The 22862-nt window shown below is 56.5% G+C and carries 24 protein-coding genes; 8 read left to right on the top strand and 16 right to left on the bottom strand.

Features of this window, described 5'->3' with window-relative positions:
* The first annotated feature begins 103 nt into the window (after positions 1–103).
* Genes AC2FJ5_RS02880 through AC2FJ5_RS02870 form a run of 3 tightly spaced genes read left to right on the top strand, consistent with a single transcriptional unit; the run spans position 104 to position 1958 of the window.
* Entirely contained in the window at positions 104–532 is a 429-nt protein-coding gene (locus tag AC2FJ5_RS02880; RefSeq protein WP_142632976.1) for a VOC family protein, read from the top strand.
* On the top strand, positions 529–1233 hold the full coding sequence (locus AC2FJ5_RS02875) for a DUF1194 domain-containing protein (protein WP_281994409.1): 705 nt from the start codon (positions 529–531) through the stop codon (positions 1231–1233). Before AC2FJ5_RS02880 ends, AC2FJ5_RS02875 begins: the two co-directional genes overlap by 4 nt.
* Entirely contained in the window at positions 1230–1958 is a 729-nt protein-coding gene (locus AC2FJ5_RS02870; protein WP_496700586.1) for a DUF1194 domain-containing protein, read from the top strand. The genes AC2FJ5_RS02875 and AC2FJ5_RS02870 overlap by 4 nt, the downstream gene beginning before the upstream one ends.
* On the opposite strand, the gene AC2FJ5_RS02865 is transcribed toward AC2FJ5_RS02870, so the two are convergent.
* From AC2FJ5_RS02865 to AC2FJ5_RS02855, 3 genes are all read right to left on the bottom strand, one after another.
* A complete protein-coding gene (locus tag AC2FJ5_RS02865; RefSeq protein ID WP_271947897.1) occupies positions 1952–2449 on the bottom strand; it encodes a MarR family winged helix-turn-helix transcriptional regulator in 498 nt (165 codons plus the stop codon). The two genes, AC2FJ5_RS02870 and AC2FJ5_RS02865, sit on opposite strands and share 7 nt — an antisense overlap.
* A gap of 77 nt (positions 2450–2526) precedes the next feature.
* On the bottom strand, positions 2527–2784 hold the full coding sequence (locus AC2FJ5_RS02860; RefSeq protein WP_496727762.1) for a succinate dehydrogenase assembly factor 2: 258 nt from the start codon (positions 2782–2784) through the stop codon (positions 2527–2529).
* Entirely contained in the window at positions 2784–3173 is a 390-nt protein-coding gene (locus tag AC2FJ5_RS02855; RefSeq protein ID WP_142632968.1) for a helix-turn-helix domain-containing protein, read from the bottom strand. The genes AC2FJ5_RS02860 and AC2FJ5_RS02855 overlap by 1 nt, the downstream gene beginning before the upstream one ends.
* Before the next feature lie 92 nt (positions 3174–3265).
* Between AC2FJ5_RS02855 and AC2FJ5_RS02850 the strand changes: the two genes are divergently transcribed.
* Both AC2FJ5_RS02850 and AC2FJ5_RS02845 read left to right on the top strand, forming a co-directional pair.
* Complete coding sequence (locus tag AC2FJ5_RS02850) at positions 3266–4468, top strand: pyridoxal phosphate-dependent aminotransferase (protein ID WP_496700588.1); 1203 nt, start codon at positions 3266–3268, stop codon at positions 4466–4468.
* A gap of 11 nt (positions 4469–4479) precedes the next feature.
* Complete coding sequence (locus tag AC2FJ5_RS02845) at positions 4480–4881, top strand: hypothetical protein (RefSeq protein ID WP_271947903.1); 402 nt, start codon at positions 4480–4482, stop codon at positions 4879–4881.
* A 7-nt stretch (positions 4882–4888) separates the two neighbouring features.
* On the opposite strand, the gene AC2FJ5_RS02840 is transcribed toward AC2FJ5_RS02845, so the two are convergent.
* Both AC2FJ5_RS02840 and ppk2 read right to left on the bottom strand, forming a co-directional pair.
* The gene (locus AC2FJ5_RS02840) at positions 4889–6253 is read right to left on the bottom strand and encodes an MATE family efflux transporter (protein ID WP_496792409.1); all 1365 of its coding nucleotides are present in this window, start codon (positions 6251–6253) and stop codon (positions 4889–4891) included.
* 104 nt (positions 6254–6357) lie between these two features.
* Positions 6358–7284 carry a polyphosphate kinase 2 gene (gene ppk2 / locus AC2FJ5_RS02835; protein ID WP_142632960.1) on the bottom strand — a complete coding sequence of 309 codons (927 nt, stop codon included), beginning with the start codon at positions 7282–7284 and terminating at the stop codon, positions 6358–6360.
* A 110-nt stretch (positions 7285–7394) separates the two neighbouring features.
* On the opposite strand from ppk2, the gene AC2FJ5_RS02830 reads away from it, so the two are divergent.
* Entirely contained in the window at positions 7395–8270 is an 876-nt protein-coding gene (locus AC2FJ5_RS02830; RefSeq protein WP_496792407.1) for an alpha/beta fold hydrolase, read from the top strand.
* Positions 8271–8273: 3 nt separating this feature from the next.
* On the opposite strand, the gene AC2FJ5_RS02825 is transcribed toward AC2FJ5_RS02830, so the two are convergent.
* On the bottom strand, positions 8274–8882 hold the full coding sequence (locus tag AC2FJ5_RS02825; RefSeq protein WP_496792406.1) for a carboxymuconolactone decarboxylase family protein: 609 nt from the start codon (positions 8880–8882) through the stop codon (positions 8274–8276).
* 111 nt (positions 8883–8993) lie between these two features.
* Positions 8994–9371, bottom strand: coding sequence for a hypothetical protein (locus tag AC2FJ5_RS02820; RefSeq protein ID WP_496708605.1), 378 nt, complete (start codon positions 9369–9371; stop codon positions 8994–8996).
* Positions 9372–9577: 206 nt separating this feature from the next.
* Between AC2FJ5_RS02820 and parE the strand changes: the two genes are divergently transcribed.
* Both parE and AC2FJ5_RS02810 read left to right on the top strand, forming a co-directional pair.
* Positions 9578–11536 carry a DNA topoisomerase IV subunit B gene (gene parE / locus AC2FJ5_RS02815; RefSeq protein WP_496792405.1) on the top strand — a complete coding sequence of 653 codons (1959 nt, stop codon included), beginning with the start codon at positions 9578–9580 and terminating at the stop codon, positions 11534–11536.
* Between the two features lie 10 nt (positions 11537–11546).
* Positions 11547–12134 carry a hypothetical protein gene (locus tag AC2FJ5_RS02810; protein WP_496792403.1) on the top strand — a complete coding sequence of 196 codons (588 nt, stop codon included), beginning with the start codon at positions 11547–11549 and terminating at the stop codon, positions 12132–12134.
* A gap of 170 nt (positions 12135–12304) precedes the next feature.
* On the opposite strand, the gene AC2FJ5_RS02805 is transcribed toward AC2FJ5_RS02810, so the two are convergent.
* The 9 genes from AC2FJ5_RS02805 to AC2FJ5_RS02765 form a co-directional block, all read right to left on the bottom strand.
* Positions 12305–13075 carry an alpha/beta hydrolase gene (locus tag AC2FJ5_RS02805; protein ID WP_496792401.1) on the bottom strand — a complete coding sequence of 257 codons (771 nt, stop codon included), beginning with the start codon at positions 13073–13075 and terminating at the stop codon, positions 12305–12307.
* Between the two features lie 59 nt (positions 13076–13134).
* Positions 13135–14280, bottom strand: a complete 1146-nt coding sequence (locus tag AC2FJ5_RS02800; RefSeq protein WP_496792400.1) for an iron-containing alcohol dehydrogenase — start codon at positions 14278–14280, stop codon at positions 13135–13137.
* On the bottom strand, positions 14277–15659 hold the full coding sequence (locus tag AC2FJ5_RS02795) for an aldehyde dehydrogenase family protein (protein ID WP_496792635.1): 1383 nt from the start codon (positions 15657–15659) through the stop codon (positions 14277–14279). Before AC2FJ5_RS02795 ends, AC2FJ5_RS02800 begins: the two co-directional genes overlap by 4 nt.
* Positions 15660–15789: 130 nt before the next feature.
* The gene (locus AC2FJ5_RS02790) at positions 15790–17151 is read right to left on the bottom strand and encodes a glutamine synthetase family protein (RefSeq protein ID WP_496792398.1); all 1362 of its coding nucleotides are present in this window, start codon (positions 17149–17151) and stop codon (positions 15790–15792) included.
* Positions 17152–17208: 57 nt separating this feature from the next.
* Positions 17209–18894: a Na/Pi cotransporter family protein gene (locus AC2FJ5_RS02785; RefSeq protein WP_142632940.1), complete on the bottom strand. Its 1686-nt coding sequence runs from the start codon at positions 18892–18894 to the stop codon at positions 17209–17211.
* 146 nt (positions 18895–19040) lie between these two features.
* Positions 19041–20075 (bottom strand): TRAP transporter substrate-binding protein, encoded by a 1035-nt coding sequence (locus AC2FJ5_RS02780; protein WP_142632938.1) that lies wholly within the window; start codon positions 20073–20075, stop codon positions 19041–19043.
* Between the two features lie 52 nt (positions 20076–20127).
* Positions 20128–21447 carry a TRAP transporter large permease gene (locus AC2FJ5_RS02775; RefSeq protein WP_281971849.1) on the bottom strand — a complete coding sequence of 440 codons (1320 nt, stop codon included), beginning with the start codon at positions 21445–21447 and terminating at the stop codon, positions 20128–20130.
* A complete protein-coding gene (locus AC2FJ5_RS02770) occupies positions 21444–22016 on the bottom strand; it encodes a TRAP transporter small permease subunit (RefSeq protein WP_185956598.1) in 573 nt (190 codons plus the stop codon). The genes AC2FJ5_RS02775 and AC2FJ5_RS02770 overlap by 4 nt, the downstream gene beginning before the upstream one ends.
* A gap of 8 nt (positions 22017–22024) precedes the next feature.
* The gene (locus AC2FJ5_RS02765; RefSeq protein WP_496792397.1) at positions 22025–22780 is read right to left on the bottom strand and encodes an N-formylglutamate amidohydrolase; all 756 of its coding nucleotides are present in this window, start codon (positions 22778–22780) and stop codon (positions 22025–22027) included.
* Between the last annotated feature and the right edge of the window lie 82 nt (positions 22781–22862).

Genomic DNA, 22862 nt, shown 5'->3' with positions numbered 1-22862 from the left:
GCGCCCACATTTGCATTTTCAGAATTGTGTCCGTGCGGCCTCTCGACACGTGATGTACGCGCGCTAAGGTGCAGGGCATCACCTGAACAGAAAGGAACCCGCAATGGGGCTCACTTACCTCCACACCATGGTTCGCGTGAAGGACCTGGACAAATCCATGGCGTTTTACAAGTTGCTGGGTCTTAAGGAAACGCGCCGCTATGACAGCGAACAGGGGCGGTTTTCTCTGATCTTCATGGCTCCCGCTGGGCAAGAGGATCGACCAATCGAGTTGACCTATAACTGGGATGGGGATGACGATCTGCCCAACGACAGCCGCCATTTCGGCCATCTCGCCTATGGAGTCGACAATATTTATGAAACCTGTCAGCACCTGCAGGACAATGGAGTCGTGATCAACCGGCCACCACGCGACGGCCGAATGGCGTTTGTCAGGTCACCCGACAATATCTCGGTAGAGTTGCTACAAAACGGTGATGCGCTGGAACCGGCCGAACCCTGGGCCAGCATGGAAAGCACCGGGCACTGGTGATCCGCTGGTTGATCACACTGGGCCTAGCCTTTTTAGCCAGCCCCCTGCGGGCCGAGCCCTGTCGCCTTGCGCTTGCGCTGGCAATGGACATTTCAACATCGGTAAGCGCAGAAGAGGACGCGCTGCAAAGGCAGGGCCTTGCCGCAGCGTTGGTTGCCCCCGAGGTGACCGAGGCCTTCTTTTCCTCGTCGATGCCGGTCGCGCTGGCTGTTTATGAATGGAGCGGCCGGGACGTTCAGCACATCATACTGGGCTGGACGATGATCAACACGCAGACCGATTTGCTGGTGGCAGCGACCACGATACAGCAATCGGTCCGATCAGACAGCGACTCGGCCACGGCGATGGGGTATGCGCTAGCCTTTGGGGCGACGCTGATGCAGCAGGCCCCGACATGTCTTTTTCAAACCATTGATCTGTCAGGTGACGGTTCGAACAACGATGGATATGGCCCGGATTCCGCCTATCGGCATTTTCCCTTTGAGAATACGATTGTGAATGGCCTGGTCATTAATGCCGCCGACTTCGAAGGCGAGCTGTACCTGATTCCCTTCTTTGAAAACAATGTCCTGTACGGCCCCGGCGCGTTTCTGGAAATCGCCGACGGGTTCCAGGATTTCGAACGCGCCATGCGGCGCAAACTTGAACGCGAACTAAAAGGTATGCAGATCGGCGCATTGTCGGGCCCCGGCCAGCGATGATACGTGCGCTTGCAACGATAGTCAGCATATTGGCCACCTCTGCGGCATCAGAATGCCGCCATGCTTTGGCTTTGGGCCTGGATGTGTCGGGATCAGTCGACAGCTCGGAATACCGGTTGCAGCTTGGCGGCTTGGCAGGTGCTTTGCGCAGGCCCGAGATTAAGCAACTCTTTCTTTCAGACACAGCAAACCCGGTACACATCGCGATTTATGAGTGGAGCGAACCCGGCCACCAACGCCTGTTACTGGGCTGGACCGCAGTACAATCGGACCTCGATCTGGGGCGCATAGCCACCCTGCTCGACCATGTGAAACGCAGCGGCGCTCCGCAAGGAACCGCCGTCGGGTCCGCCATGCTGTTCGGTGCCGAGCTTTTGGGCCAGAAACCCGATTGCTGGAAGCGGACATTGGATCTGTCGGGGGACGGAAAGCACAATATCGGCCTGCATCCAAGAAATGCGAAACAGACGCTCTCTGACGACGGTATCACGATCAATGGACTGGTCATCGGTGCCGACGACCCTGACATCGGTAGCACCCGCTATGTTCAGGTCGGAGAGCTGCTGGCCTATTTCAAAGCATGGGTCATCCTTGGCCCCGGCGCCTTTGTTGAGGTTGCCCTGGGCTTTGACGATTACGAAGAAGCAATGACCCGTAAACTGATCCGCGAACTTGAAGGCCTGACCCTATCGGATGCGGGACTGAGGCCGACCAAGCATCAGTAGATATAGCGGATCTGATCCGTCCAATACCGTTCTACCCGCCGCAATGCTCCGGTAATGTCTTCGATCCCTTCCTGTCCAAGCACGCCGCGCGATTGTAGGCCTTCGGCATGTCTCGAAAACAGCTCGGAGACGATATCGCGGATTTCCCGGCCCTGTGGCGTCAACCGGACACGCACCGAACGGCGGTCTATTTCGCAACGCTGGTGGTGCATATACCCCATCTCGACCAATTTTTTGAGGTTGTAGCTGACATTGCTGCCTTGATAGTAGCCGCGGCTTTTCAATTCACCAGCGGTAACCTCATGATCTCCGATATTGAACAAAAGCAACGCTTGAACCGCGTTAATCTCAAGAACACCGACCCGTTCAAACTCATCTTTGATAACGTCCAACAACAAACGATGAAGCCGCTCAACCAGAGCAAGTGCCTCAAGATAGCTGGTCATGAAGCCTTTGACCCCCGGCGCGGAGACCTGCATTTCCAAACTCATACGATCCTCCGATTCATTCGCGCAGTTTCAGGCAGAATGAAGCGAAAAGCCGAAAAATCAGTTAAGCCGGATAATCTCTATTTTTGAAAGGTTTGTGCGATTTCGGAAACAAGGTCCGAGAATTGGGAAGGTGGCAGGACCTGACCGGTGACCCATTGATACAGGTCCTGATCATTCTCGTGCAACAGGGCGTCGTAAACATCCAGCCCTGTTGCATCCATGGAGTCCAGATTGCGGTCTGCATAGGCAGCCAGAATCAGATCCATCTCTTTGATGCCGCGTCGCATGGAACGCATTTTCATCCGTTTGATCCTGACATTGCGCGGTTCGGTCACTATTCCGCCTCCAGCATCATGCGCACACGTTTCTCCAGCCTTGCAGCCCGCTCGGCGCTGGCGCGCATCTCGCCTCGGATTGAACGAAGCTCGGATACGATTCCGGCCAGGTCAGGTGCGTTTTCTCCAGCCTCGACAGGGGCGTCCATCCCGTCGCCCTCGCCGGTGAGAAGCCACATGATCGAAACGTTGATCATGCCTGCCATCATCGACAGTCGGTTGGCCCGGGGCTCAGACAGATCATTTTCCCAGGCGGCAATCGTAGACTTCTTGACACCCAGCCTGCGGGCCAGATGTGCCTGCGTCATCCCCGCTGCTTCACGCGCCCCTGCCAGCCGGTCTCCGAATGTCGCCGCGTCGGGTCCGTACCAGTCATTTTCGTCGTTCATCGGGGTCTCCAAATCTCTTGTTTTATATCGCTTGATCGTCGTTCGGGCGCACCCTATGACAGTCAGGCTAAACATACAAACTGAGGCCGACCATGAGTTTCCTGTCTGCGACACTGTCACGCGTAAAACCATCTCCAACAATCGCGATGACAGCCAAGGCGGCCGAATTAAAGGCAGCCGGACGAGACGTAATTGGCCTAAGCGCCGGAGAGCCAGATTTCGACACGCCCCAGAACATCAAGGATGCTGCGGTGGCGGCCATCGCCGCTGGAAAGACCAAATACACCGCGCCCGATGGCATACCAGAGCTGAAGCAGGCGGTTTGCGCCAAGATGAAACGTGATCATGGACTGGACTATTCGCCTGCTCAGATCTCGGTCGGAACCGGTGGCAAGCAGACGTTGTATAACGCGCTGATGGCCACCATGAACACGGGCGATGAGGTGGTCATACCTGCGCCCTATTGGGTCAGCTATCCCGATATGGTTCTTCTGGCAGGGGGAACGCCTGTGACAGTTGAAACGACCTTGGAGAACAGTTTCAAACTAACCGCTGAACAGCTTGAGGCAGCTATTACCCCAAAGACCAAATGGTTCATCTTCAACTCTCCGTCCAACCCAACCGGTGCAGGGTATAGCCGGGCGGAACTGAGAGCTTTGACCGATGTCCTGATCAGGCACCCGCATGTTTGGGTAATGACAGATGATATGTACGAGCATCTGGCCTATGACGGGTTTGAATTCTGCACACCGGCCGAAGTCGAGCCCAGGCTTTATGACCGCACCCTGACCTGCAATGGTGTATCCAAAGCTTATGCGATGACTGGCTGGCGGATTGGCTATGCAGCAGGGCCTACCGAATTGATTGCGGCAATGCGCAAGGTTCAGTCGCAATCGACCTCGAACCCCTGCTCGATCAGCCAATGGGCGGCGGTAGAGGCGCTGAACGGTACACAGTCCTTTCTGGCCCCGAACAATGAAACGTTCAAACGCCGCCGTGATCTGGTCATCAGCATGCTGAACCAGATCGAAGGAGTGACCTGCCCAACTCCGGAAGGTGCGTTTTACGTCTACCCTTCCATTTCCGGGTTGATCGGAAAGACCACGCCTGCTGGCACTTTGATCGACACAGACGAAGCCTTCGCAACCGCGCTTTTGGAAGAGGCTGACGTTGCAGTCGTCTTCGGCGCTGCGTTTGGGTTGTCCCCCAACTTCCGCGTCAGCTATGCTACGTCAGATGAAGCGCTGACCGAAGCCTGCACGCGCATTCAGAGGTTTTGTGCTTCGCTGACCTGATCGGAGACCTTATGACTGCCGAATTGCCTGAGTACTATTTCCGCATACGCGAAAACGGTGCCGCGGTTTTCCGGATCGACACGGAAAACCGCCAACGTCGGATTGAAATGAACCAGATCGCGGTCATCAACATCCGCAACGGAGAGGTGAAGCCGCAGGGTCAGCGCGCTCTGACTGAGGCGGATCAGGCCGAAATCGAGCGCTGGATGGCAGAACGTAAAGATCTTCTGGCGCAGCGCGATATCGACGATATTCACCGCGCGGTGGACTATCTGAACCTAACCACACAGTGGGCCCAGTCCAAAGCGACTGACCAACAGCTCGAGGACGTTACGGACCGGCTACTACTGGCGATGCATGATCTGCGCAGCGTATTGGTTCGGAAGAAAGCCGACCGGCTGAACAAAGGCTAATTTGCCTTCACGCTGCCGGTTCAGCGATCATACGCACTGATCGTAACCAGAAGCGCGCCATCAACAGTACGGCGGCACAGGCAAGACCCAGCACAAGGCCCAACCAGACACCGACGCCCTCCATGCCGCGGATGAACCCAAAATAGTAGGACGCCGGAATTCCGACGACCCAATAGCTTAGCCCCGCCATGACCATTGGCACCTTGGCATCCTGCAATCCGCGCAAAAGGCCCAACGCGATCACCTGTGCGCCGTCCACCAGCTGGAACAACGCAGCCATGGCCAGCAATCCGGTACCTATGGCCAGAATCTCGGGGCGTTTCGGATCCTGCGGTTCCACAAATACGGAAATCAGAGGCTCGGCGCAGGTCAGGAATAGGATGATTGTCAGGATAGACACCACAAGGGACATCCCTGTCACGGCGACGGCTCCTTTTTCCAGATGCGCGCGGTCCTTGCGGCCAAGCGCATTGCCCGCCCGGATCGTGGCGGCGTTGGACAGGCCCAGATGCACCATGAATGTCGCCGAGGCGAGGTTCAGAGCGATCCCATGCGCCGCCAGCGGCACCTGACCGATCCAGCCCATCATAAAGGCCGACATCGCGAACAGAGACACTTCGGCCAGCAGGGTCAGCCCGATGGGTATGCCTAGCTTCAGAACGCTAAGCAGCATCTCCCAGTCGGGCCGCCAAAACCTTTGGAACTGGCTATGCTCGGGCAGAACTTTTACAGCATAGATGATAACCGCAATTAACGACACGGTCTGCGTCACGACCGAAGCGATAGCGGCGCCCATCACGCCCAGTTCAGGCGCACCCCAGTTGCCAAAGATCAAAGCATAGTTGGTCAGACCGTTCACCACCGCAGCTGCGACAGTGATCCACAAAACAACCTGGGTTCGCTCCAACGCCGCAAGGTAGGACTTCAAGACCATTACCACCAGAGCGGGGAACAGACCCCAGCCTGCAACCCGCAGGTATTCCGATGCAGTTTCTGCCACCTGTGGATCCTGATCTGTGGCGATCAAGATCGGGTATGACCACCACAGCAAGGGCATTACCACTGCTGCATATAGCAACGACAACCAGAGCCCCATACGGGTCGAACGGCGAATGCTGGTTTCATCGTCTTCGGCAGCGGCTGTTGCCACCATTGGCATAACGGCCAGACCGAACCCGCCCCCGAACAGGAACAGGACAAAGTAAAAGCTGCTGGCCAACGTGACCGCCGCCAAAGCTTCGACCCCGTACCAGCCAAGCATGATCGTGTCTGTCAGACCGATTGCGAACTGCGCCAGATGCCCGCCAACCAATGGCAGGCCCAGGACGGCAATGGCACGGAAATGGCCTTGATATGTCATCACCTTATTCATTCCACCAGCCATAGGCCCGGGGAAAGGCCGGGACAAGACCGGAACAGAGAAATTTCAGAGTGAGACATCGATCCGGGACAGGTGCCCTGCCCCGAACCTTAGGCCTAGCAGCGGGCGTCAGGATGCAGCGCGTTGCCCAGAATATGCTCGGATCGGTGGATCACATGATGCGCCTGACCCACGATCAAAGGATCGGGCTCGCCAACAATGCCGTGATCCTTGTCCGGGTAATCAAGTGTCGACAGAAAGTGGCGCATACAGTTCAGACGAGCGCGTTTTTTGTCATTCGATTTCACGATAGTCCAGGGCGCATCAGCGGTGTCTGTATAAAAGAACATCGCCTCTTTCGCCTCGGTATAGTCATCCCATTTGCCAAGGCTTGCCTTGTCGATCGGAGATAGTTTCCATTGCTTCAACGGATCGGTCTCACGGCTTTGAAACCGCCGCTGTTGTTCGGGTTGCGTGACCGAAAACCAGTATTTGTAAAGCTGAATTCCCGACCTCACCAACATCCGTTCAAGCTCTGGCGTCTGGCGCATAAACTCTAGGTACTCGTTCGGAGAACAGAACCCCATCACCCTCTCGACCCCGGCGCGGTTGTACCAAGAGCGGTCGTAGAACACCATTTCACCAACGGTGGGAAGCTCGTGCACATAGCGCTGATAGTACCATTGGCCCTTTTCTTCCCAGGTGGGTTTGTTAAGGGCGACCACGCGCGCCTGACGGGGGTTCAGGTGTTCCATAAACCGTTTGATTGTACCGCCCTTACCAGCCGCATCGCGCCCTTCAAACAGCAATACGAACCGTTGTCCGGTTTCCTGCGCCCACAGCTGAACCTTAAGCAACTCAGCCTGCAGTTTGGCCTTCTCGGCCTCATAGACCCGCCGGGGCATCTTGCGATGATAGGGATATCTTCCGCTTTCGAATGCCTTGCGGATCTTTTCCGGGCTTGGCTCGGAAACAGCACCTGCAACAGGTGTTTCGTCATTCACACGTGGTAGATTTTGCTCGGGTTGCGCAGCTGCATCCATTCATATTCTCCTTTTTTCACTGTTCGAAAAAACGGCTAGCAGAACCGAAGCTTTCGCGCTTTGATTGGGGTCAAACCAAATTCACTTATACGGCGAAAAGGCCAATAAACATGGAAACCCGATTTCAGATCCTGAATGGCCAGAGGTTTCATATTCGCCGTTGGGGGTCATCCGACCTGCCACCCTTGCTGATGCTACACGGCTTTCCGGAATATGGTGGGGCATGGGCCGATCTGGCGCCACATCTGGCATCTCATTTCCATTGCATTGCCCCTGATCAACGCGGTTACGGCCAAAGCTGGGCACCAGAGGGTGTCGGCCAATATGCCACGTCCGAGCTGGTCTCGGATATGATCGCACTTGTCGAAGCTCTGGATACGCCAATCAGTGTTCTGGGCCATGACTGGGGCGCCGCGGTCGCCTATGGCCTGGCCATGTTCCGCCCAGATCTCGTCGGTCGCCTGATCATCGCAAACGGCGTTCACCCGGTGCCCTTCCAACGGGCTATGGCATCGGGCGGCGCGCAATCCGCGGCCTCTCAATATATTAACGCGCTACGGGCCCCTGATGCCGCAACACACTTTGCCGCGAACAATTTTACCCGCTTGGAAAGTTTCTTTCGCCACGGGATGGGCTTGGACTGGCTGTCCAACGACCGGATGGAGGACTATCGCACTGAATGGGCCCGTCCCGGTCGCCTGAATGCCATGCTGAACTGGTATCGGGCCTCTCCGCTGGTTGTGGCGAAACCGGGCGAGCCCTGCACAGACCTGCCCCGGCTTCCGGTCGAGCGGCTGATGGTTCGTTGCCCACATCTTTTGCTATGGGGCTCCGATGACAAAGCGCTGCTGCCCGAGACGACAGACGGTCTGGAAGATTTCGCGCCCGACCTCACACGAGTCGATATTCCGGGCACAGATCACTGGTTACACCACCAGAAGCCCGAAGCATTGGCACAGGCAATCATCGAGTGGACAGACGGCTGAGGCCTATTTATGCCCCCAATCGGCAGGATCAGCCGAGTTATTGGGGGACAGCCCCAGAATGTCACCATCGGTGGAACATCCCAGCCCCAGAACGGTGCGGTTAGCATAGGCGAAATAGGCACAGACCTGATTGATCTCGAGGATTTCTCCATCATCCCACCCTGTGTTGCGCAGGGCGGCGATGTCACCTTCCACCAATTCTGCAGGGGCCTGCGTCAGCTTGCGCGCATACAGCATGGCCGCAACCTGAGCAGCCTCCAATGGTGCGCTTTCGGGTGTCCCAGCTTCGATCGCGGCACGGATTGCATTACCGCGCACTTCGTCGCCTAACAGCCTTTGCAACCCGTTGAAATGATGCTCGACACAGTACCCGCAGTGGTTCAGAGAACTGACCCAGACACCCAGAGTTTCGAGAAACCACTTGGGAATCTGATTGGCCGAATGGTGCAGCACATTCTTGTACAACGCCATATGTCCTTCCATCGAATGCGGCCGCAAGGAATGCGCCATCATGATGTTGTCGACATTGTTGTCGGGGCCGGTGACGCGGTCGTAGAGTTTCTTCAACCGACCAGTGGCCGTATCGTAGGGGATGGTTTTTATCCAGCTCATTTTAAGATTCCTGCTGTCGCGGTGATTTGTTATCCGCAGCCTAAGAGGCCTTAGAACAGGTCGCGAAACGAAATCGTCGAACTTCTGCTCTGAGCCCAAACCAGCTGCGTACTATGTCGCAAAAACCTCTTCGCGTTCCTCGGAAAAGCGTCCGCGTTCGGAGAAGACAACCAATGCCTGTTTTGCGAATTTGGACACGCTGACCCATTCCTCCGAACTCTTAAACCAGTCGACGCTCCAAGTATCTTCTTCAGTTGCATCGGCTGCGTATTCGGCAAGCTCTGCAAACTTAGAAATGGCTTCTATTTCCTTTTCGCTGAATACCTTGGGAGCCTCATCGTAATCGAGCGGCAACAAGTCACCGACCAACTCAATCATCTCATAGGCCCCAAGTGTAGCGATGTCGCCTAAAGACGAATACATATCAAGCAACTCGATCAAGCGGTTGCGAAGCCTTTGATAAAGTAGTTGCCGACTGATTTCTTCCATGTAGTGTTTTTGGCACCGTAGGCGCGTTCACTCAAGGTCTGCTTCGTCCGCATCGCTTCCATTAGTGATAGCTGGTGCCGCAACCATATTGATTATCCTCTAATCGGCCAACCAGCCCCAAACCATCCACAACACCTCGCGTCCCTCTTCCCCCGGACCACATCACCTGCCATAATAGGGGAAACTCAAAAACAAGAGCAGCCCATATGCCCGACGATCTGTTGACGCCCGAAGCGACCAATACCTATGACGCCTCATCCATTGAGGTGCTCGAAGGTCTTGAACCTGTTCGCAAACGCCCCGGCATGTATATCGGCGGCACGGATGAGCGTGCGCTGCACCATATGGTCGCTGAAATCCTCGACAACTCGATGGACGAAGCGGTGGCAGGCTATGCCAACCGGATCGAGGTCGAACTGCACGCAGATTTCGCCCTGACCGTGCGCGACAATGGGCGCGGCATTCCGATCGATCCGCACCCGAAATTCCCCGACAAATCCGCGCTTGAGGTCATCCTGTGCACATTGCACGCGGGCGGCAAGTTCTCGGGTAAGGCGTATCAGACCTCGGGCGGTCTGCATGGGGTTGGCGCGTCTGTGGTCAATGCTTTGTCGGACTCGATGGTTGTTCAGGTGGCCCGCGACAAACAGCTGTTCGAACAACGCTTCTCGCGTGGAGTACCTCAGGGCCCCGTCGAAAAGGTCGGCGCTGCCCCCAACCGGCGCGGTACAACAGTAACTTTCCATGCCGACCCCGACATCTTTGGCCACCACAAATTCAAACCCGCGCGGCTGTTCAAATCCATCCGCTCCAAGGCCTATCTGTTCTCGGGCGTCGAAATCCGCTGGAAAACCGCCATCGACGACGGCGAAACCCCCACCGAGGCGACGTTCCACTTTCCCGGCGGGTTGTCGGATTACCTGAAGGAAACGATGAACGGCTCGTCCACCTATGCCGATCAGCCCTTTGCCGGCACCGTGGACTTTCGGGAAAAATTCAATGCCGCTGGTAAGGTCGAATGGGCGATCAACTGGACCCCCTCACGCGATGGGTTCATCCAATCCTACTGTAACACCGTCCCCACCCCCGAAGGCGGCACGCATGTGGCGGGCTTCTGGGCGGCGGTCCTCAAGGGCATCAAAGCTTACGGCGAGCTGATCAACAACAAAAAGGCCGCGCAGATCACCCGCGACGACCTGGTCACCGGCGGCTGCGCCCTGGTGTCCTGCTTTATCAGCGAGCCTGAATTCGTTGGCCAAACCAAAGACCGCCTCGCCACGGTCGAAGCTCAAAGGCTGGTCGAAAACTCGGTCCGTGACCATTTCGACAACTGGCTGGCCGCGGATAACAAATCCGCCGGAGCGATCCTCGACTTCCTCATTCTAAGGTCCGAGGAACGTCTACGCCGACGGGCCGAGAAGGAAACACAGCGCAAGTCCGCCACTAAGAAACTTCGTCTCCCCGGCAAGCTGGTGGACTGTTCCAGTTCAACACGGGACGGCACCGAATTGTTCATCGTCGAGGGCGACTCGGCGGGCGGCTCGGCCAAGATGGGCCGTAACCGCAAAACACAGGCGCTACTGCCCCTGCGCGGTAAAATCCTGAACGTGTTGGGCGCGGCCAGTTCCAAGCTGGGCACCAATACCGAGATCAACGATCTGACCCAGGCGCTGGGTGTCGGGCTTGGCACCCGTTTCAATGTCGACGACCTGCGCTATGACAAGATCATCATCATGACCGACGCGGATGTCGACGGCGCGCATATCGCGGCGCTGCTGATGACGTTCTTCTTTACCCAGATGCGGCCCATGATCGACGCGGGCCACCTCTACCTCGCCTGCCCGCCGCTGTATCGCCTGACCCAAGGGGCCAAACGCGTCTATTGTCTGGACGAGGCAGAGCGCGATGCATGGATGGAAAAAGGTCTGGGCGGCAAAGGCAAGATCGACGTGTCCCGCTTCAAGGGTCTGGGCGAAATGGACGCCAAAGACCTGAAAGAAACCACGATGGATCCGGCCTCGCGCAAACTGATCCGCGTCACTATAGACGAGGACGAACCCGGCGAAACCGGCGATCTGGTCGAGCGTCTGATGGGCAAGAAACCCGAACTGCGGTTCCAATACATTCAGGAGAACGCGCGGTTTGTGGAGGAGTTGGATGTTTAGGTAAATAGCGATGAAAACGCTTGGCTTCTTTTTTGCCATTGTTATTCTTTTGTTAGGCGGCGGAGTAGCCGGTTTTGTTGCCTACAATGGTTGGTTTGTAATTGTCGCGGTAATTGAAGGTGCAAAAACCTTAGAGCCGAAAATTTATGTCCCTTTGGTCGTAACAGTCCTCTCGGCAGCAATTGGTTTAATTGCCGCGTTGTATACTCAATCTTCCATACGAAGGCGGGAAATTGAAGAAGCTCACAGAAACAGGAAGATCGAAATCTACTACGGTTTCTTAAAGCTTGTTCAGAAAATGCAACTTGCTCAGAAAGAAGGATTTGAAGATCAAGCGGTCGATGAAAAAGACTTACTCCTCTTGCTTAGCGACTTCAGGGTTGACATAACCTTATGGGCGTCACCCAAAGTACTTAACTCTTTCCAAAACTTCTTATCTGTTTCGGCTGGGCGGTCTTCGCCTAAGGAATTGTTGTCTCAAATAGACCCGCTCTATAAAGCTATGCGAAGGGACATAGGTTTGAGCAATACCGGCCTAGAAAACCATTACTTTGCCAAATCGATGCTGATTGACCCTTCAGAGTTTGACCAGCTTTGAACTCTTTGATTGTCCAAAGCTTGCTAAACTCAGCAAGCGTAGTATGGGTGTTTACACCCATCAAATTTGCCACATCAAGATGGGTGTAAACACCCATCCTACATCAGCACAATCCACGCGTTCGACCCGAGCGTGAATGCGAAACGTCTCCACAACCCGTAGGCCGGGCTTCAGCCCGGCACCCCGTCCAACCACTCCGCAATCTGCCCGGCAGGCCCTTCCCACCCCGGCTCCATGAACAGAAAATGCGCGTGGTTTTCGACCGGCAGAAACGTCGCGCGGCCTCCGTAGAGCTTCGCCAGCGCACGGCAGGTGTTGGGGTTCACGGCCCGATCTTCCGACCCTGAGACGATCAAAACCGGGCAATCGACCTTGTCGATCTCGACCTTCATCGCGTGGTAGTCGTCGAACATCCAAAAGAACATCTCGAACATCACCCTGCCGCTTTCCGCGCCCAACTGGTCGAACACCGCGTGCTGCTGCGCCTCGGGCATCTTGTTCAATGCAAAGGGGGCCATCAGATCGAACTCAACCCGCATGGGCTGTTTCCAGAACGCCCCGCCCTCCATCAACGCACGCGGAACGGCGCGTTCGTCGTCGGCTTCGGGCAGTGTGCCCCACGGCGCGTTCGGGTTGATCAGAACGATGGCGCTGGCCAAGCCGCGCGCTGCCACCTGCTGCGCCACAACGCCCGCGATGGCATGGCCCAGAATAACCGGTTTGCTGTCCAGCCCCTGAACAAAGTCGGCAATGTCATTTGTATAGTCCGTCACGCTGGTGTCGGTCAGCCCCGGATCGGGTTCGGCCTTGGGATCGCCACCATGGTACCGCAGAGCGGGCGTGTGCACCATCCAGCCCCGGTCGCGAAAGAATTCTGCGTAATCGGCCATACACCACGGTCCGGCAAAGGCTCCGTGGATCAGAACAATCTCTTTGGTCATGGAAACGCCCCCTCACCTGCCTTCACTATGAGAGATGAGGGAGCGGATCGGCAAGAGGCTTACAGCGCCGCTTTGAACAGCGCCGTCAGGTTGTCCTCGGTCAGTTCAATCGGATTGCCGCCGCAAGAGGGGTCGATGATCGCCCCCTTGACCAGTTCGGGGATTGCCGCATCGGTCACTTTCATATCCGAGAGTTTGCGGGGGATACCCAGCGAGTCATTAAACTCCTGCACAAAGGCGCGGAACCCGTCAAAGCCTCCATCGATGCCCAGATAGGCCGCTGCCTGGTGGAACCGGTCGGCGATGGCGGGGGCGTTGAACTCTAGCACTGCGGGCATGCAGACTGCGTTGGTCGTCCCGTGATGGGTGTTGAATACCGCGCCAATCGGGTGGCTCATCGCGTGGATCGCGCCGAGGCCCTTTTGAAAGGCCGTGGCCCCCATCGCTGCCGCGCTCATCATTTGGGCACGGGCTTCGATATCGGTGCCATCGGTATAGGCGCGCGGCAGGTAGTCCTTGACCAGCCGCATCCCCTCGAGCGCGATGCCGTGTGACATCGGGTGGTAATGCGGGCTGGAGAACGCCTCGACACAATGGGCAAAGGCGTCCAGACCGGTGCCCGCGGTGATGAATTGCGGCATCCCGACGGTCAGTTCCGGGTCACAGATCACCACGGTTGGCAGTACCTTAGGGTGAAAGATAATCTTTTTCGCGTGGGTTTCCGAATTGGTGATGACGCTGGCGCGCCCGACCTCGGACCCGGTGCCAGCGGTGGTCGGAACCGCAATGATCGGAGCAATGGCATCGGCATCGGCGCGGGTCCACCAGTCGCCAATATCTTCGAAATCCCAGACCGGGCGCGTCTGCCCGGCCATGAAGGCCACCATCTTACCTAGATCCAGCCCCGAGCCACCGCCAAATGCGATTACCCCGTCATGGTCGCCTGCCCGATACGCCGCAACGCCGGCCTCAAGGTTCTTCTCATTGGGGTTCGGGTCCACTTCGCTAAACAGGCCACGCCCCAGACCCGCAGCCTCAAGAATATCCAGCGTCGCCGAGGTGATCGGCAGATCAGCCAACCCCTTGTCCGTGACCAGCAGAGGGCGTTTCATTCCGGCCGCAGCGCAGGCTTCGGGCAGTTCCTTGATGCGGCCAGCGCCGAATTTGATCGCGGTCGGATAGGACCAGTTTCCAGACAGGCTCATGATGTCACCTTCTTCAGATGGTAGGATTTGGGGCGGGTAAGGTTGTGATAGCCGATGACAGAAAGACCACCGCCACGCCCGGTATTCTTGCAACCGGTCCAGCACAGGCCCGGATCCAAATAATCGGCGCGGTTCATGAAGACGGTGCCAGTTTCAATCTGGTCACCGACCCGCGCGGCCCGGTCCACGTCGCGGGTCCAGAGGCTAGCGGTCAGACCAAACTCGCTGTCATTCATCAGCGCGATGGCTTCGTCATCCGACGACACTTTCATGATACCAACTACGGGGCCGAAACTCTCATCCCGCATCACCCGCATGTCGTGTGTGACATTGGTCAGGATTTGCGGGGTCAGATATGCCCCCCCATCATCCTCGGGGAAAGTGTCGATATGGGTAACTGCGCCATCCGCGACTGCCTCGGCAATCTGCGCGCGGACCTCATCGGCAAAGCGTACATTGGCCATCGGTCCAATCGTCGTCTCTGCATCCAGCGGATTGCCCAGCTTATAGCCCTGAACAATCTCAACCGCTTTGGCAACGAACGCATCATACAGGCTTTCGTGCACATAAATCCGCTCAATCCCGCAGCAGCACTGGCCCGCGTTGAACATCGCACCGTCGATCAGCGTATCAACAGCTGCGTCCAGATCGGCGTCGTCCATGACATAGCCTGGATCCTTGCCGCCCAACTCGGTACCGACCCCGGTGAATGTGCCCGCCGCCGCACGTTCCATCGCCTGACCACCACCGACCGAGCCAGTGAAGTTCACGAAATCAAACGCATTTCCAGCGATCAAATCGTTAGTCACATCATGACTCAGGAACACATTCTGGAACACATCCTCAGGAACACCTGCCGAATGGAAAGCCTGCGTCATCCGCTCACCCACCAACAAGGTCTGGGTCGCGTGTTTCAGCACCACGGTATTGCCCGCAATCAACGCCGGGGCCACCGTATTGATCGCAGTCATGTACGGGTAGTTCCAGGGCGCCACGACAAAGACAACCCCATGCGGAATGCGTTTGATATAGCGCCTGAAGATCTCATCCTCGCCCACCGCAATATCGGCCAGTGCACCCTGCGCGATCTCGGCCATATGGCAGGCGCGCTCGTTAAAGCCGCCAAACTCACCGCCATAGCGCACCGGGCGCCCCATCATATGGGCCAGCTCCGGCACAATCTCATCATTCATCGCACCAACAGCGGCGACACCCGCCATCACAAGATCAATTCGCTCTTGTAATGGGCGTGCTGCCCAGGCTGTTTGCGCTTCCCTGGCCCGCGCGGCCACCTCAAACGCTGCTTCGCGCGATAAGGTTTCGCGCTCAGCATAAACCGATCCATCGATCGGTGAGATGCATTTCAACATCTGCCCCATCTCCATTCCATCCTCTAAAAAGCAGAATCTCCTGCTTTATCTGGCCAACACAAACCTCGGGGGCCGTCATTGATGCACCATTGGTTCAAGCACCAATAGCGGCAGGCAGGGCCCCCAGCTTCGTCCACCCTCAGGCCCGTTCGAACCCGCGGGCAATTTCCCAATCAGTAACCACGCTTTCGAATTCCTCGATTTCTACCTCGGCGGCGCGCGCATAGTGATCAACAACTTCGTCCCCCATAGCGGCCCGCAACATGGTTGAGCCAAGCAGGGCATCCCGCGCAGCGGGCAGGTTGCCGGGGATCATGCCAGACTCGCTCTGATACGCATCGCCTTTGGTTGGTGGCTCAAGCTCCAACCCCTCCTCGATGCCCGCGATACCCGCCGCCAACATACCAGCAATCGCCAGATACGGGTTCATATCCGAGCCCGGAATACGGCATTCCACGCGAACCGATTTGGTTCCATCACCACACAGTCGGAAACCGGCGGTGCGGTTGTCGACCGACCAGATGATCCGCGTCGGCGCAAAACTTCCTTTTTGGAAACGCTTGTAGCTGTTGATGTAGGGGGCCATGAAACACGTATAATCGGCAGCGTATTTCAACAACCCGGCCATATAGCTTTTCATTACTGCCGACATGCCGAGCGGATCTTTTTCGTCGAAAAAGATTGGCCTTCCCTCAGACCACAGCGACTGATGCACATGGGATGAACTGCCAACCTTGTCATGATGCCATTTCGGCAGGAACGTGGCCGCATGCCCGTGCTGCCAGGCGATTTCCTTCACCGCATTCTTGGCGATCGAGTGATACTCGGCCGTTTCCATGGCGGCGGCGTATTTGATGTTCAACTCTTCCTGACCGGTCTCGGCCTCGCCCTTCGTATTCTCGACCGGGATGCCCGCGTTCCACAAATGATTGCGGATAGGACGCATCACATGCTCTTCCTTGGTGGTCTGCAGGATATGATAATCCTCATTATAGCCCGAGATCGGCGCCAGATCGCGAAAGCCTTCCTTGCGGATCTGATCAAAGCTCTTCTCAAACAAAAAGAACTCCAACTCGGTGGCGCACATCGCGTCGTAACCCATGGCTTTCAGGCGTTTGACCTGTTTCTTCAGGATCGACCGGGGCGCGTGCGGGACCTCTTCATGTGTGTGGTGATCCAGAACATCGCACATCACCATCACCGTGCCCTCAAGCCACGGCACCGGGCGCAAAGTGCTGAGATCAGGTTTCATGACGTAATCGCCATAGCCCCGCTCCCAGCTGGTCGAGGCATATCCGTCAGGCGTGCCCATTTCCAGATCTGTCGCCAACAGATAATTGCAGCAATGGGTCTCTTGCCAAGCGCCTGCCACAAAGTGACCGGCGTGAAACCGTTTGCCCATCAGCCGCCCCTGCATGTCCACCATGCAAACAAGAACGGTGTCTACTTCACCTGCTTCAACCTTGGTTTTGAGGTCCGCCAACACAGCATCATGGCCCATCATGTTCATCCTTCATCGCATTCGGGCCTACCGCGCCCCTGTTCCCATCGACGGCCCTTAGTCTTCGGCCGCTTCTTTCTCCATTTCCATAACCAGCCGCGTTTCCAGAACCTGTCCGCTTTTGTAGAGGATCGGATAGGCGATGGCCGCGATATGGCCGTGCAGATCGCGCATAGCGCGCAGTGCCTCCAGATGCAGATCGCTGGACTGGAAACTTTCCGTTTGACCACGCTCCAGCCGCTTTAGATGCGCCTTGCGGCTGTCGCGGGACATCCTTTTGATCTCGGCCTTGTCCAGAACAAGGCGGCGGGCACAGTCGACGTCGTCCACCAACAAAACGTGTCGCGCCAGCGAAAAACTTTCCTGAATGGTGGCGTGTAAATCCTTGAGTTCTTTCCACCCCTGGGCGGAAAACTCGGCCCTTTCCATGTGTTTAATCTTTGCTGAACGCGTCATTCTGTTCGACACGACATCTCCAGCGGCCTCGAGCCGAATAGCGTATTCCACCAGACCACGGGCGGCTTTGATCTGAGACTTGCTCATATTCTGCCGCGGCAACCGCGCGACAAAGCGTCGGATTTCCGTCAACTGGGCGTTTACCATTTCATCCTGCTGCGACAGGGCAGCAATGGTATCAATGTCGTCACGCTCATAGATATCCAGCACCGGGCGGAACATGCGTTCGACCTGAGTGACCATCTGCAACAATTCGTGGCGCACCGAGGACATCGCAACATCAGGGCCTGTGGCACTGGGGTCGCCTAGCGGATTAAGAGCACCCGAGAATTGATCTGCCACACCAGATTCAGGGTCGGTCTCAGGCATGAGCAATGCCATCGGCGCTTCCATCCGGGTGACGAATCCGGTTGCCAGCAGAAACACCACGAGGTTGAAACCGATATGGGCAAAGATCAACGATTGCCCCGGTCCGCTGATCATCAATGCGGCATGGGTCCCGGTGACGTTGACAGCAAACAGCATCACAAGCGCTGCACTGCCGCGCAGCAACAGGTTGGCAATCGGTATCCGGCGGGCCGAAACGATCTGGTCGCGCGTCAACCAGATCGGAATAAAGGCCGAGCCCAAATTGGCCCCCAATACCAACGACAAACCCGCCGCGAATGGGATTGCCCCGATCTGTACCAGCGTCACGCACATCAGGATTGTCGCAACCGAGCTGTGCATGACAAAGGCAAGCACAGCCCCAACGATGAAGGCACTGAAATAGTCGCTTTCAAGATAGCCCGCGATAGCCGGCAAAAAGGCACTTTCACGGATCGGATCAACTGCATCGCGCAAAAATTGCAGTGATACCAAAATGAAGGCCACACCCAGAACAATCCGCCCCATCAGGCGAACATTTGCCCGATCGGATTTGAGGTAGAGCCACCCGCCCAGCGCCAGCAACACCGGCTGCAACCATCCCAAATCATAAGACAGTATCTGAATGACCAGAGCCGATCCCAGATCGGCCCCCAAAACACCCGCCAGGGCGATGCCAAAACTGACCATTCCGGCCGCCGCAAACCCTGTCAGCAAAACCGCCACGGCGGCTGAACTTTGCAGGATCGTGGCCAGAACCATACCCGCGCCACCGGCGACAAAACTGTTTGAATGTCGGGTCAAAAGCGATTGAAATAGCGCGCCAAATCGCCGCTCAATCCCCGTACGAACCAGGCGAACGGCGAAAAGCAGCAACATGGTTGCGGCAAAAATCTCGATCAGAAAACCAGCGATGGCCATGTGTTCATACCCCGTCCGACCGGTGAGCAGCACTGTGCATCCGGTTTCGCATCTCTGTTATTGGGATTGATATGAACATAAGAGGTGTCGCCAGGTGATGTCCAAACCCGACGCGAGAGGAGTTACCCGCGTCGGGAAGTTGCTTATTATCCGTAACGATAAGGCCGTCCGGCCTTGAGCATGTCGGCGTTGTATTGTTTGAATATCTCAACAACCCTCGCCTTGATCTCAGATTCTGCCGCAATCTCATCCCAGAATGCGATTGCCGCGCCTTCGACCTGTGCCCATTCCTCATCCGGGATCGTGGTCAGCTGCATTTTGTCTCCATTGACCCGCAAGCTGGCCTCGCCGCCCCAGTACCACCACTGGCGGTAGTAATGCGACTGATCACAGCAAACACGGAACAGGGTTTGCAGATCTTCCGGCAACTCGTTCCAGCGATCCATGTTGGCAAAGAAAGACCCGGCCCAGGCGCCTGAGATGTTGTTGGTCAGGAAGTAGTTGGTCACATCCGCCCAGCCGACAGTGTAATCCTCGGTGATGCCCGACCATGCGATGCCGTCCAACTCGCCGGTCTGTACGGCGACCTCGATATCTTCCCATGGCAGTGTAACTGGTACCACACCGAACTGGCTGAGGAAGCGACCCGCTGTAGGGAAAGTGAAGACACGCTTGCCTTGCAGGTCCGCCAGGCTGTTGATTGGATCCTTGGTGGCGAAATGGCACGGGTCCCATGCGCCAGCCGAGATGTGCTTGACCCCGACTTTCGAGTATTCTTCGTCCCAGATTTCGTTCAGACCGTACTGATTGAACAGAACCGGTACATCCAGGGAATAGCGCGAGGCAAACGGGAAATAGCCGCCGAACACTGTGACATCGGTAGGCGACGCCATCGAGTCATCATCGGACTGTACCGCATCAATGGTACCTTTCTGCATGGCACGGAACAGTTCGCCTGTCGGAACAAGCTGGTCAGCATAGAACAGCTCGATTTGCATCCGGTCACCGGCAATCTTGTTGAACATCTCGATTGCCGGGTCGATCACATGCGCAGCCAGCGCAGGACCGGCATAGGTCTGCATGCGCCACGTGATCGTGCTTTGAGCCAGCGCCGGTGCGGCCAGAGGTGCGGCTGCGACCCCTACCCCGGCGGTTTTCAGAAACTTACGTCTTGTCGTCATGTCAATTTCCTCTCTGTTGAAGTGCTTCGTGCCTCTTCGAAAGGCATTCTTGTTAATTTCCATAGACATAGCCGGGCAGCCAAAGAGCCAGTTCCGGGAAGATCATGATAATCGTAAGCGCCAGAACCATCACGGCGACGAACGGAAAGATCGAGCCATAGATATCCCTCAGCGTGATTTCTGGTGGGGCCATCGCGCGCATCAGAAATAGGTTATAGCCGAAAGGCGGTGTCATATAGGCGATCTGTGTGGTGATCGTGTACAGAACCCCGTACCAAATCAAGTCAAAGCCCAGCGCACCAACCAGCGGTACATAAAGCGGTGCCACAATCACCAGCATCGCGGTGTCGTCCAGAAACGTGCCCATGACAATAAAGCTGAGCTGCATCAGGATCAGGATCATCCAGGGTGACAGGCCCAACTGGTCGGTAAACAAGTTGTCGATTGCCTTCACCGCACCAAGCCCGTCGAAAACCGCGCCAAAACCAAGTGCTGCAAGGATGATCCACATGAACATGCACGATATCGCCAGCGTATGCTTGGTACAGGTTTCAAAAATCGCCCAGGTCATTCGACGTTTGGCCACCGAAACCACCAATGCCGCCAGCGCTCCGATGGCCGAACTTTCAACCAGTGACGTCCACCCGTTCACAAAGGGCACCATCATCGCAGCGAAGATAATCAGCGGCAACGCACCCGCGCCCAGCAACCGGATTTTCTCGGCCCGCGGAACCTCGTGCGCGTCTTTCATCGCTGGACCAAGCTCGGGCTGAATGCGACAGCGGATCCAGATGTAAAGGATGAACATACCAGCCATCATCAGGCCGGGCACGATCCCCGCCAGCCATAACTGTCCCACAGGTTGACGGGCGATCATCGCATACAGCACCAGAACCACCGAAGGCGGTACAAGGATACCCAGACTGGACCCGGCCTGAATGACACCGGTCACCATGGTTTTGTCGTACCCGCGTCTCAACAGTTCAGGCAAAGCAATCGTGGCTCCAATGGCCATCCCGGCCACGCTGAGGCCATTCATGGCAGAAACCAAGACCATCAAACCAATCGTCCCGATGGCAAGCCCGCCATTCACCGGCCCCATCCAGACATGGAACATGCGATACAGGTCATCCGCCAGCCTGCTTTCGCTGAGCACATAGCCCATGAAAATGAACATTGGCAGGGTCAGCAGCGGATACCACTTCATCAGCTTCATCGCGGCTGAAAATGTGATGTCCTGCCCTCCGGTTCCCCACAATGAAAGCGCCGCGATCGTCGCAACCGCACCGATCGCACCAAAAACGCGCTGACCTGTGAACAGCATCAGCATCATCAACGCGAACATGAAGATGGCGATATATTCCTGGCTCATGCCCGCTGTACCCCGATTTCCTGCCCGTTGATCCGCGCAATGTCTTTGAAAAATTCCGAGACTGCCTGCAGCAACATCAGGAAGAAGCCGAAAACCATGATGGATTTGACCGGCCAGATATACGGCCGCCACGCGGTCGAGGAACGTTCAAGCCGACCGATCTCTTCACTGCCGGTCAGCAGTCCGGTGAAGTAGGAAACGGGTTCGTCGCCCCAATAACCAAGGCTGTACGCCGTCGATCCAAGCCCACCGTAGAACAGCACACCCAGATAGAGGATCAGCAAAAGCACGGTGAACGCATCGAACCACGCTTTTCGTTGGGGGCTCCAGTTGTGGTAAAACAGGTCCATGCGCACATTCGAACCCAGCTGGATCGAATATGGCCCACCCATGATGTAATAGGTCACCATCGCAAACTGTGCCATTTCAAGTGTCCAGAGCGACGGTAGGAAGAAGGTCTTTGATATCGAAGACCACAGCAGGATGCCCATCATGACAAACAGGCCCCACATCATGACCCGCCCGATCCGATAGTTGATCGCATCCACGATACGGACATATGCGCTCATTGCTTTGATCACGCTGACGCCCCTTCCTGAAAATCCGACAGAACACGCGCTATCCAGGGCACCAGGCAATCGGCCATCTCTGCCTGCTGCTTAGGCGTGCGGATCAAGTCATTGCGGATCTCGATCATCACGTTCAGCAAGCAGTGAGGCAGCGCCTGGGTATCCAGTGTATGAGCTACTCCATCCGCCGCAGAATAAGGCTCATTCAGCCTGATGATAAAGGGGCTGCCGATAGCTCCGTCAGCCATCATCGCTGTGGCAAACTGGTTGTCCACACCGTGCAGAATACCCAGTTCGACCTGCCGTTTCTGCCCCAGATAGATCGGCGTGAAACTGTGGATTGTCACCATCAACCTAAGTGAAGCGCTGTGCTGATCGATCAAATCCGACAGAGCGGCGCAAAACGGCTGATACACGTTTTCGATTCTGGCCACTCGCTGCTCGGGCGACATGTTGATGTTCGCCGGGATTTCGTAATCCTCGCTGCGGATCGGCATTGCACCCGCCGCCTCGGGCGGGCGATTGCAGTCATAGACCAGCCGAGACACCCCGCCATGGACCAAAGGTGCTGACATGCGTTTGGCCATAGCCTGCGCCACGGCCAGTGCGCCTGGATCCCAGGCAATATGACTTTCGCGTGCTTCAGCGCTTAACCCCATATCACCCAGAAAAGCCGGGATACGATTAGACGCATGTTCGCACACCAGCACGACCACAGGCGCATTGCCCGCCAAATCCGTATGAACAACTTTGCCGAAGTCCAATCTACCGTCCTGCGATTCCAAAATGAGACATTGTGGAAAAATTTCCACAGACCGCATCATCCTGTCAATATTTTTTCTGTAT

The organism is Ruegeria sp. CDSA221, assembly GCF_059611825.1.
This window is presented reverse-complemented; position numbering and strand designations above follow the sequence as displayed.

Bases quoted from the DNA above. Each gene is read 5' to 3' on its own strand.
- AC2FJ5_RS02825 (WP_496792406.1), bottom strand. From the start codon at position 8,882: ATGAGCTGGATAAAAACCATCCCCTACGATACGGCCACTGGTCGGTTG.
- AC2FJ5_RS02870 (WP_496700586.1), top strand. From the start codon at position 1,230: ATGATACGTGCGCTTGCAACGATAGTCAGCATATTGGCCACCTCTGCG.
- parE (WP_496792405.1), top strand. From the start codon at position 9,578: ATGCCCGACGATCTGTTGACGCCCGAAGCGACCAATACCTATGACGCC.
- AC2FJ5_RS02790 (WP_496792398.1), bottom strand. From the start codon at position 17,151: ATGGGCCATGATGCTGTGTTGGCGGACCTCAAAACCAAGGTTGAAGCA.
- AC2FJ5_RS02855 (WP_142632968.1), bottom strand. From the start codon at position 3,173: ATGAACGACGAAAATGACTGGTACGGACCCGACGCGGCGACATTCGGA.
- AC2FJ5_RS02850 (WP_496700588.1), top strand. From the start codon at position 3,266: ATGAGTTTCCTGTCTGCGACACTGTCACGCGTAAAACCATCTCCAACA.
- AC2FJ5_RS02810 (WP_496792403.1), top strand. From the start codon at position 11,547: ATGAAAACGCTTGGCTTCTTTTTTGCCATTGTTATTCTTTTGTTAGGC.
- AC2FJ5_RS02880 (WP_142632976.1), top strand. From the start codon at position 104: ATGGGGCTCACTTACCTCCACACCATGGTTCGCGTGAAGGACCTGGAC.
- AC2FJ5_RS02780 (WP_142632938.1), bottom strand. From the start codon at position 20,075: ATGACGACAAGACGTAAGTTTCTGAAAACCGCCGGGGTAGGGGTCGCA.
- ppk2 (WP_142632960.1), bottom strand. From the start codon at position 7,284: ATGGATGCAGCTGCGCAACCCGAGCAAAATCTACCACGTGTGAATGAC.
- AC2FJ5_RS02830 (WP_496792407.1), top strand. From the start codon at position 7,395: ATGGAAACCCGATTTCAGATCCTGAATGGCCAGAGGTTTCATATTCGC.
- AC2FJ5_RS02845 (WP_271947903.1), top strand. From the start codon at position 4,480: ATGACTGCCGAATTGCCTGAGTACTATTTCCGCATACGCGAAAACGGT.
- AC2FJ5_RS02785 (WP_142632940.1), bottom strand. From the start codon at position 18,894: ATGGCCATCGCTGGTTTTCTGATCGAGATTTTTGCCGCAACCATGTTG.
- AC2FJ5_RS02805 (WP_496792401.1), bottom strand. From the start codon at position 13,075: ATGACCAAAGAGATTGTTCTGATCCACGGAGCCTTTGCCGGACCGTGG.
- AC2FJ5_RS02795 (WP_496792635.1), bottom strand. From the start codon at position 15,659: ATGGGGCAGATGTTGAAATGCATCTCACCGATCGATGGATCGGTTTAT.
- AC2FJ5_RS02820 (WP_496708605.1), bottom strand. From the start codon at position 9,371: ATGGAAGAAATCAGTCGGCAACTACTTTATCAAAGGCTTCGCAACCGC.
- AC2FJ5_RS02840 (WP_496792409.1), bottom strand. From the start codon at position 6,253: ATGAATAAGGTGATGACATATCAAGGCCATTTCCGTGCCATTGCCGTC.
- AC2FJ5_RS02800 (WP_496792400.1), bottom strand. From the start codon at position 14,280: ATGAGCCTGTCTGGAAACTGGTCCTATCCGACCGCGATCAAATTCGGC.
- AC2FJ5_RS02770 (WP_185956598.1), bottom strand. From the start codon at position 22,016: ATGAGCGCATATGTCCGTATCGTGGATGCGATCAACTATCGGATCGGG.
- AC2FJ5_RS02865 (WP_271947897.1), bottom strand. From the start codon at position 2,449: ATGAGTTTGGAAATGCAGGTCTCCGCGCCGGGGGTCAAAGGCTTCATG.
- AC2FJ5_RS02775 (WP_281971849.1), bottom strand. From the start codon at position 21,447: ATGAGCCAGGAATATATCGCCATCTTCATGTTCGCGTTGATGATGCTG.